15 protein-coding genes and 1 tRNA gene are annotated in these 17,613 nt (G+C 68.1%); 9 read left to right on the forward strand and 7 right to left on the reverse strand.

Features of this window, described 5'->3' with window-relative positions; genetic code table 11:
* Nucleotides 1–25 precede the first annotated feature (25 nt).
* On the forward strand, nt 26–472 hold the full coding sequence (locus OD997_RS04465; protein ID WP_434330536.1) for a hypothetical protein: 447 nt from the start codon (nt 26–28) through the stop codon (nt 470–472).
* On the opposite strand, the gene OD997_RS04470 is transcribed toward OD997_RS04465, so the two are convergent.
* Nucleotides 418–1,332, reverse strand: coding sequence for a heme o synthase (locus OD997_RS04470; RefSeq protein ID WP_434332334.1), 915 nt, complete (start codon nt 1,330–1,332; stop codon nt 418–420). The genes OD997_RS04465 and OD997_RS04470 overlap by 55 nt on opposite strands.
* A 331-nt stretch (nt 1,333–1,663) precedes the next feature.
* Between OD997_RS04470 and tkt the strand changes: the two genes are divergently transcribed.
* Genes tkt through pgl form a run of 6 tightly spaced genes read left to right on the forward strand, consistent with a single transcriptional unit; the run spans nt 1,664 to nt 9,763 of the window.
* The gene (tkt, locus tag OD997_RS04475; RefSeq protein WP_434330537.1) at nt 1,664–3,760 is read left to right on the forward strand and encodes a transketolase; all 2,097 of its coding nucleotides are present in this window, start codon (nt 1,664–1,666) and stop codon (nt 3,758–3,760) included.
* On the forward strand, nt 3,757–4,869 hold the full coding sequence (tal, locus tag OD997_RS04480) for a transaldolase (protein ID WP_434330538.1): 1,113 nt from the start codon (nt 3,757–3,759) through the stop codon (nt 4,867–4,869). Before tkt ends, tal begins: the two co-directional genes overlap by 4 nt.
* Nucleotides 4,866–6,473, forward strand: a complete 1,608-nt coding sequence (locus OD997_RS04485; protein WP_434330539.1) for a glucose-6-phosphate isomerase — start codon at nt 4,866–4,868, stop codon at nt 6,471–6,473. The genes tal and OD997_RS04485 overlap by 4 nt, the downstream gene beginning before the upstream one ends.
* Nucleotides 6,474–6,495: 22 nt before the next feature.
* Nucleotides 6,496–8,046: a glucose-6-phosphate dehydrogenase gene (gene zwf / locus OD997_RS04490; protein WP_434330540.1), complete on the forward strand. Its 1,551-nt coding sequence runs from the start codon at nt 6,496–6,498 to the stop codon at nt 8,044–8,046.
* On the forward strand, nt 8,043–8,978 hold the full coding sequence (locus OD997_RS04495; protein ID WP_056307286.1) for a glucose-6-phosphate dehydrogenase assembly protein OpcA: 936 nt from the start codon (nt 8,043–8,045) through the stop codon (nt 8,976–8,978). The genes zwf and OD997_RS04495 overlap by 4 nt, the downstream gene beginning before the upstream one ends.
* Nucleotides 8,978–9,763, forward strand: coding sequence for a 6-phosphogluconolactonase (gene pgl, locus OD997_RS04500; protein ID WP_434330541.1), 786 nt, complete (start codon nt 8,978–8,980; stop codon nt 9,761–9,763). The genes OD997_RS04495 and pgl overlap by 1 nt, the downstream gene beginning before the upstream one ends.
* 10 nt (nt 9,764–9,773) lie before the next feature.
* Here pgl and OD997_RS04505 read toward each other — a convergent pair whose 3' ends face one another.
* A complete protein-coding gene (locus OD997_RS04505) occupies nt 9,774–10,784 on the reverse strand; it encodes a DMT family transporter (protein ID WP_434332335.1) in 1,011 nt (336 codons plus the stop codon).
* Nucleotides 10,785–10,833: 49 nt separating this feature from the next.
* Between OD997_RS04505 and def the strand changes: the two genes are divergently transcribed.
* Together def and OD997_RS04515 are read left to right on the forward strand one after the other, a co-directional pair.
* On the forward strand, nt 10,834–11,400 hold the full coding sequence (gene def, locus OD997_RS04510; protein WP_434330542.1) for a peptide deformylase: 567 nt from the start codon (nt 10,834–10,836) through the stop codon (nt 11,398–11,400).
* Between the two features lie 120 nt (nt 11,401–11,520).
* A complete protein-coding gene (locus OD997_RS04515; protein WP_434330543.1) occupies nt 11,521–12,036 on the forward strand; it encodes a septum formation family protein in 516 nt (171 codons plus the stop codon).
* Nucleotides 12,037–12,180: 144 nt separating this feature from the next.
* Here OD997_RS04515 and OD997_RS04520 read toward each other — a convergent pair.
* The 5 genes from OD997_RS04520 to dusB all read right to left on the reverse strand — a co-directional run bounded on the left by OD997_RS04520 (nt 12,181) and on the right by dusB (nt 17,570).
* Nucleotides 12,181–12,256, reverse strand: a tRNA-Asn gene (locus OD997_RS04520).
* Nucleotides 12,257–12,353: 97 nt separating this feature from the next.
* The gene (locus OD997_RS04525) at nt 12,354–13,127 is read right to left on the reverse strand and encodes an ATP-binding cassette domain-containing protein (protein WP_434330544.1); all 774 of its coding nucleotides are present in this window, start codon (nt 13,125–13,127) and stop codon (nt 12,354–12,356) included.
* 36 nt (nt 13,128–13,163) lie between these two features.
* Nucleotides 13,164–15,032, reverse strand: coding sequence for a DNA primase (dnaG, locus tag OD997_RS04530; protein ID WP_434330545.1), 1,869 nt, complete (start codon nt 15,030–15,032; stop codon nt 13,164–13,166).
* Nucleotides 15,032–16,426 carry a deoxyguanosinetriphosphate triphosphohydrolase gene (locus OD997_RS04535; RefSeq protein WP_434330546.1) on the reverse strand — a complete coding sequence of 465 codons (1,395 nt, stop codon included), beginning with the start codon at nt 16,424–16,426 and terminating at the stop codon, nt 15,032–15,034. Before OD997_RS04535 ends, dnaG begins: the two co-directional genes overlap by 1 nt.
* Entirely contained in the window at nt 16,416–17,570 is a 1,155-nt protein-coding gene (dusB, locus tag OD997_RS04540; protein ID WP_434330547.1) for a tRNA dihydrouridine synthase DusB, read from the reverse strand. The genes OD997_RS04535 and dusB overlap by 11 nt, the downstream gene beginning before the upstream one ends.
* Nucleotides 17,571–17,613: the final 43 nt, after the last annotated feature.

The following is a 17,613-nucleotide window of genomic DNA, read 5'->3' on the forward strand; positions in this document are numbered from 1 at the left end:
CAGTCCGTCATGCACGGTGGCTGACATGAACAAGTCACTGACACGCAGCATCGGCTTCTGGCTCCTCCTCGTGCTCTCGCTCGCCTCGGCGGGCGTCGGCGGGTGGCTGATCGCCGGGCAGATCGGCACGATGACGAGCACTCTCCTCGACGGCACAGCCACGGGTATAGAGGTCTACGTCGGCCAGTCGCTCGTCGTGGTCGGCGCTGCACTCCTGGGCGCGGGAGTCATCGGATTCCTGGTCGCGATCGCGCTCACTGCGGTGCAGGCGCTGATTCCCACCACCGCACCCGTCGTCGTCGAACCCATCGACTGGACGTCAGAGGCGGACGCCGACGACGCGATCGAGACCACCACCGATCCGAACACGGCCGCTGCCACCTCGGAGGATGAGGCGGTCGTCGAGAGCGACGAGGGTCAGAACGGCAGCAGCGGGTCGACCGCGACGGCCACGAAGATCAGCGTCAAGTAGGTGATCGAGGCGTGGAAGACTCGCATCGGCCGCGCCTCGTTCCCCCGCACAGCCTGGTTGTAGAGGCGATGCGACTCATAGATGAACCAGCCGCCGAACACCAGCGCGGAGACGGTGTAGACGAGGCCCATGTTCGCGATGGGGATCAGCAGCAGCGAGCAGGCGATGGTCGCCCAGGCGTACAGGATGACCTGGAGGCCGACCTGCGAGGCGTTGCGGGTCACCCCGAGCATGGGCACGTCGACGTCGTCGTAGTCGTCCTTGTACTTCATCGACAGCGGCCAGTAGTGCGGCGGCGTCCAGAGGAAGATCAGGGCGAAGAGGATGAACGCGGGCCAGTCGAGCGAGCCGGTGACGGCCGCCCAGCCGATGAGGACCGGGAAGCATCCGGCGATGCCGCCCCAGATGATGTTCTGCTCGGTGCGGCGCTTGAGGATCATCGTGTAGATCACGACGTAGAAGAAGATCGCCGCGGCCGACAGCGTGGCGGCCAGCCAGTTCGTCGTGAACCAGAGCCACACGGTCGAGAGCACAGCGAGGGTCCAGGAGAAGATCAGAGCGCCCCGCGGGGTGATCTCTCCCGTCACGAGCGGACGGTTCTCGGTGCGGTGCATGTGCGCGTCGATGTCGCGATCGAGGTACATGTTGAACGCCGCAGCCGAGCCGGCGCTCAGCGAGCCTCCGATCACGGTGGCGAGCACCAGCCACATGTCGGGCAGTCCGCCCTGGGCGAGGAACATCACCGGGACGGTGGACACCAGCAGCAGTTCGAGGACGCGCGGCTTGGTGAGGGCGACGTACGCCTTCACGGTACGACCGATGGACTTCTTCACAACGGTCTGATCAGACATCGTCGAGATCTCGATCGCCTCCTCCACACGCGTCACGACAGCGTTTCCCAGTCTAGGGCACACCGGAGGCCCGGCCCGCCCTGCCCGGCGGACGCGCCCGGGCGGCCGCGAGACCGCGTATCGATGACTGTGGTCCCCGGTCCCACGAGGAGGCGACACGCCGGTTCCGCCGCGGAATTCCTGGGACGGTGACGCGTTGTAAGACGAGGTAACGGGTCACATCACGGCGCTATGCTGAAATGACTCGCGCGCCCGGCGCACATCACACACCCCTCCGTAACGTTGCGGTCTGCGAATGTGCACTCCGGACGCTCTCGAACAGTTGCAGAAGGGCTTAACAGTGTCGGAATTGCAGTGGGATGAGATCGACCGACGTGCGGTGGACACCGCGCGTCTTCTGGCAGCGGATGCCGTGGAGAAGGTCGGGAACGGCCACCCCGGCACCGCGATGAGCCTCGCTCCGGCCGCGTATCTGCTCTACCAGCGGGTTCTCCGCCACGATCCGACCGACACCGACTGGCTCGGCCGCGACCGCTTCATCCTCTCGGTCGGACACTCCTCGCTGACGCAGTACGTGCAGCTCTACCTGGGCGGCTTCGGTCTCGAGCTCGACGACCTCAAGGCGCTCCGCACCTGGGGCTCGCTCACCCCCGGCCACCCCGAGTACGGCCACACCAAGGGCGTCGAGATCACCACGGGCCCGCTCGGCCAGGGTCTCGCCTCTGCCGTCGGCTTCGCCTACGCCGCCCGCTACGAGCGCGGCCTCTTCGACCCGGAGGCGGCTGCGGGCACGAGCCCGTTCGACCACTTCGTCTACGTGATCGCCGGTGACGGCGACCTCCAGGAGGGCGTGACCAGCGAGGCATCCTCGCTGGCCGGCCACCAGGAGCTCGGCAACCTCATCGCGATCTACGACTCCAACCAGATCTCGATCGAGGACGACACCAACGTCGCCTTCACCGAGGACGTCGCGAAGCGCTACGAGGCCTACGGCTGGCAGGTCCAGACCGTCGACTGGAAGAAGACGGGCGAGTACGTCGAGGACGTCGCCGAGCTGAACGCCGCCATCGAGGCCGCGAAGGGCGAGACCTCGAAGCCGTCGCTCATCATCCTCCGGACGATCATCGGCTGGCCGTCGCCCGGCAAGCAGAACTCCGGCAAGATCCACGGCTCCGCCCTCGGCGGCGACGAGCTGGCCGCGACCAAGAAGGTCCTCGGCTTCGACCCCGAGGAGCACTTCGTCGTCGCGGACGACGTGATCGCCCACACCCGGGCTCTCGCCGACCGCGCCGCTGAGGCGCGTGCCGCGTGGCAGACGTCGTTCGACGCGTGGGCCGCGGCCAACCCCGAGCGCAAGGCGCTCCTCGACCGCCTCGAGGCCAAGGAGCTCCCGGCCGACATCACGTCCGCTCTCCCGGTCTTCGCCAGCGGCAAGGACGTCTCGACCCGCGCGGCATCCGGCCAGGTCATCAACGCACTCGCCGCCGAGCTCCCCGAGCTCTGGGGCGGATCGGCCGACCTCGCCGAGTCGAACCTCACCACGATCAAGGACTCGAAGTCCTTCATCCCGGCCGAGTGGTCCACTCACGAGTGGTCGGGCGACCCCTACGGTCGCGTGCTGCACTTCGGCATCCGCGAGCACGCCATGGGTGCGATCGTCAACGGCATCGTGCTGCACGGCCCGACCCGCGCCTTCGGCGGCACCTTCCTCATCTTCAGCGACTACATGCGCCCGCCGGTGCGTCTGGCCGCGCTGATGAATGTCCCTAGCATCTTCGTCTGGACGCACGACTCCGTCGCCCTGGGCGAGGACGGCCCGACGCACCAGCCGGTCGAGCAGATCGCGACGCTCCGCGCCATCCCGAACTTCACCCTGGTGCGCCCCGCCGACGCCAACGAGACCTCGGCCGCCTGGCTCGAGATCCTGCGCCGCCACGAGGGCCCCGCGGGCATCGCCCTGACGCGTCAGAACATCCCGGTGTTCGAGCGCGGTCAGGGTGCGGCCGACGGCGATGTGTTCGCCTCGACCGACGGTGTCTCGAAGGGCGCGTACGTGCTCGCCGAGGCGCCGAACGGCACCCCCGACGTGATCATCATCGCGACCGGCTCCGAGGTCCAGCTCGCGGTCGATGCCCGCGCGGCCCTGGCCGAAGAGGGTGTGGGCGTCCGCGTCGTCTCCGCTCCGTCTCTGGAGTGGTTCGACGAGCAGGACGAGGCGTACCGCGAGTCGGTCCTGCCGAAGGCCGTCACCGCCCGCGTCTCGGTCGAGGCGGGTTCCGTCCTCAGCTGGCGCGGGATCGTCGGCGACCGCGGCCGTTCGGTCGGCATCGACCACTTCGGCGCTTCCGCCGACTACAAGACCCTGTTCGAGAAGTTCGGCATCACCACCGAGGCCGTCATCGCGGCCGCACGCGAGACCATCAAGGAGAACGCATGAGCACCCCCACCGCAGACCTCGCAGCAGCCGGTGTCAGCATCTGGCTCGACGACCTGTCCCGCACCCGCATCTCCTCCGGCAACCTGGCCGAGCTGATCGAGAGCCGCAACGTCGTCGGCGTCACCACCAACCCGACGATCTTCGCGAACGCGATCACCGACAAGAACAACACGTCCTACGACGCTCAGGTCACCGAGCTCGCAGCCTCTGGCGCGACGGCCGAAGAAGCCGTCTTCGCCGCGACGACCCAGGACGTCGCGGCAGCACTCGACGTCTTCCGCCCCGTGTGGGAGGCTTCCGGCCACGTCGACGGTCGCGTCTCGATCGAGGTCTCCCCCGATCTCGCGCACGACACCGAGGGCACGGTCGCACAGGCCAAGCAGCTCTGGGCCAAGGTCGACCGTCCGAACCTCCTCGTCAAGATCCCCGCGACGAAGGCCGGGCTCCCGGCCATCACCGAGGCGATCGCGTCGGGCATCAGCGTCAACGTGACCCTGATCTTCAGCCTGGAGCGCTACGCCGAGGTCATCGAGGCCTACCTCGCAGGCCTCGAGCGTGCGCACAGCGCCGGCATCGACCTGTCGAGCATCCACTCGGTCGCGTCGTTCTTCGTGTCGCGCGTCGACACCGAGACCGACAAGCGTCTCTCGGCCATCGGCACCGACGAGGCCGAGGCTCTCAAGAGCAAGGCAGGACTCGCCAACGCCCGTCTGGCCTACGAGCTCTACGAGAAGACGTTCGCCGAGAAGCGCGCTCAGGACCTGATCTCGGCCGGCGCGAACGCCCAGCGTCCGCTCTGGGCGTCGACCGGCGTCAAGGACCCGGCGCTTCCCGACACCCTCTACGTCACCGAGCTCGTCGCGAAGGACGTCGTGAACACGATGCCCGAGAAGACGCTCGAGGCGACCTTCGATCACGGCGTCGTCACCGGCGACACCATCACCGGTGGCTACGAAGAGGCTCGTGCCGTCTTCGCCGGCCTCGCCGACCTCGGCATCGACTTCACGGACGTGACCCAGGTGCTCGAGGACGAGGGCGTCGCCAAGTTCATCGACTCCTGGCACGACCTGCTCACCCAGGTGGCAGAGGGCCTCGAGGCGCAGCGATGACGATCGCGATCCACGCCTCGGGCGCGGCTCGGGTCGCGATCGACGAGACGGTTCCCGCTCTCGTCCACGACCTCATCGCCTCACGCCTGACCGGCGGCGATGCGACCCTCTGGGGTCCGGCAGCCGAGTCCGAGGCGTCGATCCGCCTCGGATGGATCGAAGCGGTCTCGGTCTCGCGCCCGCTGGTCGCTGAGATCACCGCTCTTCGCGCGGATCTCCACGCGAAGGGTGTGACGCGCGTCGTGCTCGCCGGCATGGGCGGGTCCTCGCTCGCTCCTGAGGTCATCGCCCAGACCGCGGGCGTGGCGCTCACGATCCTCGACTCCACCGCTCCGAGCCAGGTGCTCGCCGCACTGGACGAGGGCCTCGAGGAGACCGTGCTCGTGGTGTCGTCGAAGTCCGGCTCCACGGTAGAGACCGACTCGCAGCGCCGCACGTTCGAAGCCGCGTTCCGCGACGTGGGCATCGACCCTGTCGAGCGCATCATCGTCGTCACCGACCCCGGTTCGCCGCTCGATGTCTCGGCTCGCGAGGCGGGGTACCGCGTCTTCAACGCGGACCCGGACGTCGGAGGGCGCTACTCGGCGCTCACCGCCTTCGGCCTCGTCCCGTCCGGGCTCGCCGGAGCCGACATCGACGAACTCCTGAACGAGGCCGACGCCTCGCTTCTCGAGGTCGCGATCGACTCCGCCGACAACCCGGCGCTGCGGCTCGCTGCCGCGATCTCCGCCACGTCGCCCCGCCGCGACAAGCTGGGTCTGATCACCGACGGCACGCACATCAACGGTCTGCCCGATTGGATCGAGCAGCTCATCGCCGAATCCACGGGCAAGGACGGCACCGGCATCCTGCCCGTCGTCCTCCTGCCTGTGTCGCCGGAGCTCGACTCGAAGCCGTCGGACCTGCAGATCGTGCGTCTGGTCGACGACGCGAACGAGTTCCACCTCCGCGAACGGCACGAGGGCGAGATCCTGGTCAGCGGCTCGCTGGGCGCTCAGCTCGTCGTCTGGGAGTACGCCACGGCGATCGCGGGCTACCTGCTCGGCATCAACCCCTTCGACCAGCCCGACGTCGAGTCCGCCAAGGTGGCGGCCCGCGGCCTGCTGGACGCACGACCCGAGCCCACCGCGCCCGCGTTCGTCGAGAACGGCGTCGAGGTGCGCGTGTCCGACGCCGCTCTCGCGGCATCCGGGACCGTCGAAGGCGTGCTCGATGCGCTCTGGGCTCAGCTTCCGGCAGACGGCTACGTGTCCGTCCAGGCGTACGTGAACCGGCTCGACGTGCCGCAGCTGCAGGGCCTCCGCGAACTCGTGGCCGCTGACTCCGGTCGTCCGACGACCTTCGGATGGGGTCCGCGCTTCCTGCACTCGACGGGTCAGTACCACAAGGGCGGACCCGCTCAGGGCGTGTTCGTGCAGATCCTGGAGCGCACCGAGGTCGATCTCGAGATCCCCGAGAGGCCCTTCACGTTCGGGCAGCTCATCGAAGCGCAGGCCGCCGGCGATGCCGGTGTCCTCGCCGAGCACGGCCGTCCGGTCGTCTCCCTGACGATCACCGATTCGTCGGCCGACGTCCTCACCCTCTTCGAAGCAGCACAGAAGTAACAGCCAGGAGAATCCCCCACCGATGTCTGTTCCCATCTCGCGCGGGCACAACCCGCTGCGTGACCCCGATGATCGCCGTCTCAACCGGATCGCGGGGCCCAGCGCCCTCGTGATCTTCGGTGTGACCGGAGACCTGTCACGCAAGAAGCTCATGCCCGCGGTCTACGACCTCGCCAACCGCGGACTCCTGCCGCCCGGATTCGCACTCGTCGGCTTCGCCCGGCGGGACTGGGAGGACCAGGACTTCGCTCAGGTCGTCTACGACGCCGTGAAGCAGTATGCACGCACCCCGTTCCGCGAGGAGACGTGGGCGCAGCTGCTGCAGGGCATCCGGTTCGTCTCGGGCGAGTTCGACAACCCCGATTCGTTCCGCAAGCTCCGCGAGACGGTCGACCAGCTCGATGTCGAGCGCGGCACGATGGGGAACCACGCGTTCTACCTGTCGATCCCGCCGAAGGACTTCCCGCTGGTCGCGAAGCAGCTCAAGGACTCGGGTCTCGTCGGCGAGAACGACGATGACGACGAGCGCTGGCGCCGCGTCGTGATCGAGAAGCCATTCGGGCACGACCTCGAATCCGCGCGGGAGCTCAATGCCGCCCTCGAGGTCGCGTTCTCGGCGGACTCGATCTTCCGCATCGACCACTACCTCGGCAAGGAGACGGTCCAGAACATCCTGGCGCTGCGCTTCGCGAACGAGCTGTACGAGCCGATCTGGAACCGCAACTACGTCGACCACGTGCAGATCACGATGGCCGAGGACATCGGCGTCGGTGGCCGCGCGGGCTACTACGACGGTGTCGGCGCCGCTCGTGACGTCATCCAGAACCACCTGCTGCAGCTGCTCGCGCTCACCGCGATGGAAGAGCCGATCAGCCTGTCGGCCGAGCACCTCCGTGCCGAGAAGGAGAAGGTCCTCGCCGCGGTGCACGTGCCCGACGATCTCTCCCTCTCGACCGCCCGCGGCCAGTACGCGGGTGGATGGCAGGGCGGCGAGCAGGTCACCGGCTTCCTCGATGAAGACGGCATGAACCCGGAGTCGGCGACCGAGACGTATGCCGCGATCAAGCTCGAGATCGACACCCGCCGTTGGTCAGGCGTGCCGTTCTATCTGCGCACCGGCAAGCGCCTCGGACGACGCGTCACCGAGGTCGCGGTCGTGTTCAAGTCGGCGCCGGAGCATCTCTTCGGTCGTTCCAACACGGCGGAACTCGGTCAGAACGCGCTCGTGATCCGCGTGCAGCCCGACGAGGGAGTCACCATCCGCTTCGGCTCGAAGGTTCCCGGCAACGGCACCAACGTGCGCGACGTCACGATGGACTTCGGCTACGGCCACGCCTTCACCGAGGCGAGCCCCGAAGCGTACGAGAGGCTCATCCTCGACGTCCTGCTCGGCGACCCGCCGCTGTTCCCGAGGCACGAAGAGGTCGAGCTCTCGTGGAAGATCCTCGACCCTGTAGAGAAGTTCTGGGCAGCCGAAGGCGGCCCGGTCGACCAGTACGCACCCGGCTCGTGGGGTCCGGCATCCGCCGACGACCTCCTTGCCCGTGACGGACGAGTCTGGAGACGCCCGTGATCATCGACCTTCCCGACACGACCGTCAGCCAGGTCGCCAAGCAGCTGGTCAAGGTCCGCGAAGAGGGCGGCGCCGTCGCCCTCGGCCGCGTGCTCACGCTGATCATCTCGGCACGCAACGGCGTCGCCGAGGCTGCGATCGATGCGGCCAACGATGCGTCTCGCGAGCACCCGATGCGCGTGATCGTTCTCACCACGGGTGAGGGCGAGTCGCGCCTCGACGCGCAGATCCGCGTCGGCGGTGACGCCGGCGCCTCCGAGGTCGTCGTGCTCCACGCCTACGGAGACGCCGCCAGCAACGAGGAGAGCCTGGTCACGGGTCTTCTCCTGCCCGATGCACCGGTCGTCGCCTGGTGGCCGGAAGAGGCACCGACCTCGCCCGCCACGTCACCCCTCGGCAAGATCGCCCAGCGACGCATCACGGATGCGGCCACCGCGCCCGACGTGCGTGACCGTCTTGCACTGCTCGGCGAGACGCATGCTCCCGGCGACACCGACCTCGCGTGGACGCGCCTCACGCACTGGCGCGAGCAGCTCGCCGCCGTGCTCGATCAGCCGCCGTTCGAAGAGGTCGCAGCCGTCGAGGTGCGCGGCGGGTCCGCCTCGCCGTCGACCGCGCTGCTCGCCGCCTGGCTGCAGATGGCGCTCGAGATCCCCGTCACCTGGTCGTACGAAGACCCGGAGCACTGGCAGGAGGGCATCAAGTCCGTGCGGCTCCACCGCGCCTCGGGCGACATCCTGCTCGAGCGTCCGACGCCGGGCGTCGCGGTGCTGACGCAGCCGGATCAGCCGGACCACGATCTGCACCTCCCCCGCCGCACTCTGCGCGAATGCCTCGCCGAGGAGCTGCGTCGCCTCGACCCCGACGTCCTGTACGGTCGAGTGATCACCGAGGGCTGGGAGAAGCTGGGTCCGCCCGAGACAGGAGAATGATGTCGTCGCAGACAGCGTCCGCAGAGAAGCGAGTCGTGGTCGAATCCACCCCCGCAGCACTCGCCGCGAGAGTGGCCGACAGATTCCTGACACGTCTTCGCGCGCGCACACGCAACGGTCGCATCGCCCACGTCGCCCTCACGGGCGGTTCGATGGGCGGTGCGGTTCTGCGCGCCACGCGCGACGACCCGCGGTCGTCGCAGATCGACTGGTCCCTCGTGCACTTCTGGTGGGGCGATGAGCGCTTCGTCGCCCGCGACGACGCCGACCGCAACGCCTTGCAGTCGCGTGAGGCCCTGCTGGATCACATCCCCGTCCCCGCCGAGAACGTGCACGAGGTCGCCGGCGCAGGCGAGGGCCTGACCCTCGACGAGGCCGCCGACGCGTATGCCGCGGACCTCGCGGAGTTCGGCACCGACGAGCACCCGTGGCCCTCGTTCGCCGTGTGCTTCCTCGGCGTCGGCCCCGACGGCCACATCGCGTCGCTGTTCCCCGATCGCATCGAGGTCACCGTGACGGATGCCGCGGCACTGCCGGTGCGCGACTCTCCCAAGCCTCCGCCGGAGCGTGTGACGCTGACCCGCCCCGTGCTCAACGCGTCCAAGCGCGTCTGGCTCGTGCTCACGGGTGCTGACAAGGCATCAGCGCTGGGTCTGGCTCTCGCAGGGGCCAGCTACACGAACGTCCCCGCGGCGGGCGCCAAGGGGCGCAAGCGCACGGTGTTCTTCGTCGACGAGGCAGCAGCCTCGGAGGTATCACCGGATCTCATCGATCCGGCCTACTGAACCGGTGTGATCAGGCCTCGGGGTTCTTCGCCTCGGGGCCTTTCGCATGCTCGTCGCTTCCGCGGGTGATGCCGAGGTCCTGGCTGTCGCTGAGCACCTGAGGGTGATAGCGCGCCAGTCCGACGACGCCCCACACTGCTATCGCACCGGCGATGCCGAAGATCACGAGCACCCACGGCGGCGCCGCGGCCGCCTCGCCGAGCACGACCATGCCGATCAGCACGGCGATCAGCGGGTCGACGACGGTGAGCCCGGCGATGACCAGGTCAGGCGGACCAGAACTGTACGCGGTCTGCACGAAGTAGGCGCCGACGGCCGCAGCAGCGATCAGGGCGATCACGCAGACGATGGTGATCCACTCGAAGTTGCCGGCCTGAACCCGCTTGATGACCACCTTCGCGAGCGTCGCGACGAAACCGTAGAGGATTCCGGCGCCCACGATGTAGAAGAGCGCACGCATCCGGTGACGCAGCACGAGCCAGCAGGCACCGAGGATGATGATCACCACGAGCAGGATCGCCAGGATCGTGAACAGCTCGGTGTCGGTGACGTCCTTCTCGGTGGCGAAGATCGCCGCGAAGAAGACGAAGAGGAAGATGCCGCCCACGCAGCAGATGATCGCCGTGATGGACTGCTTGGTGGGTGAGTGCCCTGAGATGCGGGCGTTCAGCAGCGTCGTCATGACCAGCGCGATCGCGCCGAGAGGCTGCACGACGATGAGCGGCGCCACGGTGAGGGCCGCGAGCTGGCACACGATGGCAAGGCCCAGCATCAGGGTTCCGATGAGCCACGACGGTCGAGTCAGCAGCCCGCGCACCTGAGCCATCGACAGGCCGGATGCTCCGTCCGCACCGCTCAGGCGCTCCATCTTCTCGACGCCGCGGTGCTGATACTGCGCGCCGAGCGACATGAAGACCGCGCCCGCGAGCGCGAGGGGGATGCCGAGGAGCAGTCCCGGGTTCTGGAACGCGCCTACCAGCTGGTCGGTGACGTCTTCCGCCCCAGCTGTCCATACGGAGATGCTCACCCTACGACCCTACCCGGCGATGTGCGCCGAGTAGGGTTATGGCGTGGCTGTTCTTCCTATTCGCATCATGGGCGACCCCGTCCTGCACTCCCCCGCTTCCGTCGTCGAGGAGATCTCCGACGACATCCGCACACTCGTCGCCGACATGTTCGAGACGATGGACACCGCTCCCGGTGTCGGCCTCGCCGCACCTCAGGTCGGTGTGCCGCTGCGCATCTACACCTATGCCTACGTCGACGATGACGACCAGCCGTGGCGCGGCGTCATCATCAACCCCGAGCTCTGGATGGTGCCGCTGGAGCCGGGCGACCCGGACGACGACCTCGAGTCGGAAGGGTGTCTCTCCTTCCCCGGCGAGCGTTTCCCCCTGCGTCGCTCCGAGCGGGTGCGGGTCACAGGTCTTGACCTCGACGGTGCGCCGGTCGAGATCGCGGTGGACGGCTGGCGTGCACGGATCATGCAGCACGAGTTCGATCACCTCGACGGCATCCTCTACATCGACCGCCTGTCGGACGGCGACTGGAAGACCGTGCAGAAGATCGCGAAGAAGCGAGGCTGGGGCAAGGGCGGCACCAGCTGGATGCCCGGAGTCGACGACTTGGAAGGTTGACCTAACCTTTCAGCCCAATCAAAGCCTTCTCGGAGTTGCATCACAGACTCCGAGCCGGATACCGTGCTTGAGGTGGTATCTCGACATACCACGCACCAAGAGGCTCTGGGAGGGGAAATCATGATGAAACTGCGCACGCGACGCGCACTGGCGCTTGCAGGTTCTGCTGTGGCGCTGTCGGTCGCATTGACCGGATGTAGCGCGCTGAACGGGATCCTGGGTGGCGGTTCGGGAGACGCCGACCGCGACGAGGACACCGGGCAGGTCACCGAAAGCTCGAACATCGACATCTTCGCGCTCAAGCTGGGCGACTGCAAGATGGCCAGCGCCACCGGCCTGATCGAGGATGCGGACGTCGTGCCGTGCGACCAGCCGCACGACGAAGAGGTCTACTACGAGATCACGATGGACGACGGCGAGTTCTCCGAGGAGAACGTCGACGCAGCCTCGCAGGAGTGCATCGGAGATGCCTACACGAGCTTCGTCGGAATCGCGTTCAACGACTCCGTGCTCGAGGTCTACCCGATCACCCCGACCCAGCAGACCTGGGACGAGCTGAACGACCGCATCGTGCAGTGCGTCATCTCGGACCCGGCCGGCCAGACCACGGGCTCGCTCAAGGGCGCAGCACGCTGATCCGACGCTGATACGAACGAAGGCCCCGTCATCGACGGGGCCTTCGTTCGTGCGCGGGATCGATCTCCCCACCACGGGCTGCGATCCATCGCCACGGACGGACCGAGGGAAAGGGAAAAGCCCCTCCGAAGAGGGGCTTTTCATTGGCTCCCCGGCTTGGACTCGAACCAAGAACCTGCCGGTTAACAGCCGGCTGCTCTGCCAATTGAGCTACCGAGGAATGTGCTCCGCTGCGCGGGCAACTCGTCAATCCTAGCAAACTCCGGAGCGTGCTCGTGACACGGGCCGCACATCGGGCGTGTCGCGTACGGGCACCCTCAGTGCTGCGAATCCGCCTCCGCGTTCGGCGCCCACAGGAGGTCTTTTCCCACCCCGCGCGCAACGACGTGACCGCCGCGGAGCATGAGCGTCTCGGCGTTGAGCTCTCGGATGAAATCGGCGTCGTTGGTGACGAGCAACGCACCCATCCCCTGCTCCTTGCGGCGCCGGGTGATCGCGTCGAAGACGACGGGACGAACCTCGAGGTCGAGGTTCGCGAGGATCTCGTCGGCTATGAGAACGCGAGGTTCGAGCACGAACGATCTCGCGATCGCGACGCGCTGCCGCATACCGGCGCTGAGCTCGTAGGGGAACTTCGCGGCGGTGCCGAGCGGCAGATGCAGCTCGTCGAGCAGCGTCGCCACCCTGATGGACAGCGCCTTGGTGTTGACGCGCTTCTCGCGGATGAGGATCGGCTCGGCGATCACCTCGTTCACCGTGAGCTGCGGCGGCAGATCGGCCCCCGCCCCCTGCGGCACGAACCCGGTGCGGTAGGTCAGCAGACGGTGCTTGCGACCAGGGCGACGGATGTCGACACCGCACACCTGGGCGGTGCCTCCGACGACACGGACGGACGGGTCGGTGGATCCCGCCAAGGCAGCGACCAGCGTGGACTTTCCGGACCCGGTGGGCCCCGCCACGCAGATGAGCTCACCCGGTGCGAGGGAGAAGCTCACCCCGTCGATCGCGCGGGTCGGACCGCTGTGCCCGACGCGGTCGATGACCAGGTCGGAGCTGTCGATCGCGTTGGTCGATTCGGGCCGGGAGAACATTCCTCCATCCTGCCCTGCTCGGCTGGGCGGCCGCCGTTACGACTCGGCGAACCTCTGACGCTCCACGTCGATGTCGCGCAGTCGCATGCGCAGGGCACGGCCACCGTCGGAATCGGCCGGCACCCGCTGCACGGCCCCGAGGAGCTCCTGCTTATCGTGCTCGAGGCTGCGCATGATGAGTCTGCGCGCGAGGTCGGTGGTCGATGCGACGGCGCCGGCCTCGTTGCGCGCGGGGAAAGGTGTCATGAGCAACTCGCCCGCGAGCGACCGGTACGGCTCCCGCACCGAGTTCACGGCATCCGTCACCCACCCTGCACGAGTGCGGTCGGGAGCGGCTGCGACGGCCTCGCGCACAGCGTCGAGCCCTGGCGTGCGGAACGGGCTGCCGAGCGCACGGCCGAGCAGCGCCTGATCGATCTGGTGGCCGTACTGGAGAGCGCCCATCAGCGCGTCGCGCTCGACGGCGACATCCGCCGTGCGCGGCAGGCTGGCCAGCGTCACCGGAGCCACCGTCGGCGCACCGGTCGTGGGGTCGATCGTCACCTCGTGCCGGCTGCTCGACTCGTGACGCGTCGTCTGCGATCCGCCGCGCGCCGCGCGCTCGACCTCGTTGTGAACCTCGGTCGGGTCCATGCCCAGTCGACGCGCCAGCACCCGCTCGTATCCGGGGCGGAGCAGGCGGTCGCGGATCTCGGCGACGATCGGCGCCGCAGCGCGCAGCGCGCCCACGCGTCCTTCGACCGTGGAGAGGTCGAAGCCCGAGAGCTTGCGGTCGATCGCGAACTCGAACATGGGCTGCTTGGTCTCCATGAGCGACCGCACGGCGGCATCGCCGCGCTGGAGTCGGAGATCACAGGGGTCGAGGCCGTCAGGGGCGACCGCGACGAAGGTCTGCGCGTTGAAGCGATCGTCCTCGGTGAATGCGCGCAGCGCGGCCTTCTGCCCCGCCTCGTCACCGTCGAACGTGAAGACGACCTCACCCGAGGCGTTGTCGTCGCCCATGACGCGGCGCAGCACCTTGATGTGGTCGGTGCCGAACGCGGTACCGCAGGTGGCGATCGCGGTCGTGAGACCGGCGAGGTGACAGGCCATGACGTCGGTGTATCCCTCGACCACCACGACTCGGCGGGGGTCGCCCCGCGAGATGTCGCGCTTGGCGAGGTCGAGCCCGTAGAGCACCTGCGCCTTCTTGTAGATCGGCGTCTCCGGAGTGTTCAGGTACTTCGGCCCCTGGTCGTCGTCGAACAGCTTGCGCGCGCCGAACCCGATCGTCTGACCCGACACATCACGGATGGGCCACACGAGACGGCCGCGGAATCGGTCGTAGACACCGCGCTGACCGGTCGAGACCAGCCCTGCCGCGCTCAGCTCGTCGCGCGTGAAGCCCTGCGCCGTGAGCGCCTTCAGCATCTTGTCCCAGCCACGAGGAGCGAATCCCACCCCGAAGTGCGCTGCAGCGCCGGCGTCGAAGCCGCGCTCCCCGAGGAAGCGGCGTCCTGCCTCGGCATCCGCCGTCAGCAGCTGCCCGCGGAAGTACTCCGCGGCAGCGGTGTTCGCGGCATACAGGCGACTGCGCCCGCTCGTCTCGGGAGCGGATCCGCCGTCCTCATAGTGCAGGGCGAAACCGATGCGGCCCGCGAGGCGCTCGACGGCCTCGGTGAAGCTGACGTGGTCCATCTCGCGGAGGAACGAGTACACGTCGCCCGACTCACCGCATCCGAAGCAGTGGTAGTAGCCGACCTGTGGCCGCACGTGGAAGCTCGGGCTCTTCTCATCGTGGAACGGGCAGAGCCCTTTGAGGGATCCGACTCCGGCCGACTTGAGCGCGACGCGCTCTCCGACGATGTCGGCGATGTTGGTGCGGGCCTTGACCTCGTCGACGTCGGCCTGGCGGATGCGAGGCATCAGCCGGCCCCTTCGACGACCGCCTGCCGCGGCGTGTGCTGACGAGCACCCGGTCGCGCATGACGCGGCGTCCAGATGCCCACCTCCGCGGGGTCGATCTCGCCGACGAGTCTGTTGTGCCAGTCGATCGCGCTCTGATCGGTGAGGCTCGCGATCTGGTCGACGATGACCCGCGCGCGTTCGCCGTCGGTCGTCGCGTCGCGGAAGTCGGCCGAGAACGCGGGCTCGAGCACATCCGCTCCGGCGGACCAGAGCGTATCGGTCGACCACAGCGCGTCGGCGAGGCGTGTGAGCACGCGTCGCTGCTCCTTGTAGACGCCCTTGCGCGCGTCGATCGTGACGATGGCCTGCCCCATGATGCCCTTGAGCACGGCGATCTCGGCCTCGATCACGCGCGGCACCACGACGTGAGCGTTGTAGCGCACGAGCGTCGGGCCGGCGTACGCCTCGCGGGTCGCCGAGACGGCGGCGCGGGCGAATCGACCGATGAAGTCACTGGTGAGGTTCTTGAGCCGAGCCAGGTCGTGGCGGGAGCGGTCGAAGGACTGCAGCCACATCGGCTGCGAGGCGAGGCGGTACAGCGCGTCAGCGAGGTCGTCGCGAGTGAAGTCGTAGCCGACCCACTGCTGGATGCGGTCGATCAACGCCTCGTGCTGACGCGGGTCGGAGAGCTGCGCGACGTCGACGTAGCCGTTGACGATCGCATCCTCGAAGTCGTGCACCGAGTAGGCGATGTCGTCGGAGAGGTCCATGATCTCGGCCTCGATGCACCGGCGGCGTCCGGGGACTCCGTCGCGCATCCACCGGAAGACCTCTTCGTCTTCGGGGTACACGCCGAATTTGAGGCGTCCGCCGGGGTCGGGCACGGGGCTGTCGACCGTCCACGGGTACTTGCAGGTCGCGTCGAGGCTGGCTCTGGTCAGGTTGAGCCCTACCGAGCGGCCGTCGTCGTCGATGGCCTTGGCCTCGAGGCGGCTGAGGATGCGCAGCGACTGCGCGTTGCCTTCGAAGCCGCCGATCGGCTCGGCCCACTCGTTGAGCGCCCGCTCACCGTTGTGCCCGAAGGGCGGGTGACCGAGGTCGTGGCTGAGGCACGCGGTGTCGACCACGTCGGCCGAGACGCCGAGCGCGGTCGCGAGTTCGCGCCCGACCTGTGCGACCTCGAGCGAGTGGGTGAGGCGGTTGCGGGCGAAGTCGGCCGTGCTGGCCGGGCTGAGGACCTGCGTCTTGGCGGCAAGGCGGCGCAGCGCCGCGGAATGCAGCACCCGAGCACGGTCGCGGGCGAAGTCGTCGCGTTCGGATCGATGCGTCTCGGCGAAGAATCGCTCGGCGTCGCGCGGGTCGTATCCGTCCGAGCGCCCGCGCGCCGAGTCCACCTGAGGATCAACCGCCACTGTTCTCGATCTCCGCCCCTCGCATCATCTCGGAAGCCGACGCCGCGAGCTCGCGCGACTCCAACCACTTGTCCGGCAGCGCCGGGCGCTTCGGGCGACCCGAGCGACCGCGCTGGCCCTCGGCATCCGCGCCGGGGTACGGAGCGGTGTGGTCGAGCTGACCCAGCAGCTCATCGATCTCGGCAAGGCTGGATGCCGTCGCGAGCCCCGTGCGGATGTCGCCGCCCACCGGGTAGCCCTTGAAGTACCAGGCCACGTGCTTGCGCACATCGCGGCATCCGCGGTCTTCGTCTTCGAAGAACTCGACGAGCAGCTCGGCATGACGACGGAAGGCGTCGGCGACGAAGCCGAGCGTCGCGTCGACCGGGTGCGATTCGGCCCCGAAGGCCGCGGCGAGCTCGCCGAAGAGCCAGGGCCTGCCCAGGCATCCGCGTCCGACGACCACGCCGTCGCAGTCGGTCTGCTGCATCATGCGCACGGCGTCATCGGCCGACCAGATGTCGCCGTTGCCGAGCACGGGGACGCTGGTGACGGCCTGCTTGAGCTCGCCGATCGCGTTCCAATCGGCGTGGCCGGAGTAGAACTCGCTCGCCGTGCGGGCGTGCAGCGCGATCGCTGAGACGCCCGCGTCTTCGGCTGCGCGGCCGGCGTCGAGGAAGGTGAGATGGTCGGGGTCGATCCCCTTGCGCATCTTGATGGTCAGCGGCACGTCGCCTGCGGCCTTCACAGCCTGGGTGACGATCTGCGAGAAGAGGGAGCTCTTCCACGGCAGCGCCGCTCCCCCGCCCTTGCGCGTGACCTTCGGAACGGGGCATCCGAAGTTCAGGTCGATGTGGTCGGCGTGATCCTCGGCGACGATGATGCGGACGGCCTCGGAGATTGTGTGCGGGTCGACCCCGTAGAGCTGGATCGAGCGAGGAGTCTCGGATTCGTGATGGCGGATCAGACGCATCGTCGTCTCGTTGCGCTCGACGAGTGCGCGAGACGTGATCATCTCGCTCACGTAGAGCCCTGCGCCGTATTCGCGGCAGAGCCGACGGAACGCGGTGTTGGTGATACCCGCCATGGGTGCGAGGACGACCGGTACGTCGAGAGCGATCGGACCGATGTTGAGGGTGCGAGCGGAAGCGGTGGCGAGAGTCATGTCCCTCCCATTCTCCCAGACACGGAGCCCGTCTCGGCGCATC

It is taken from the genome of Microbacterium sp. CGR1, from assembly GCF_051062835.1.
Taxonomy (GTDB): domain Bacteria; phylum Actinomycetota; class Actinomycetes; order Actinomycetales; family Microbacteriaceae; genus Microbacterium.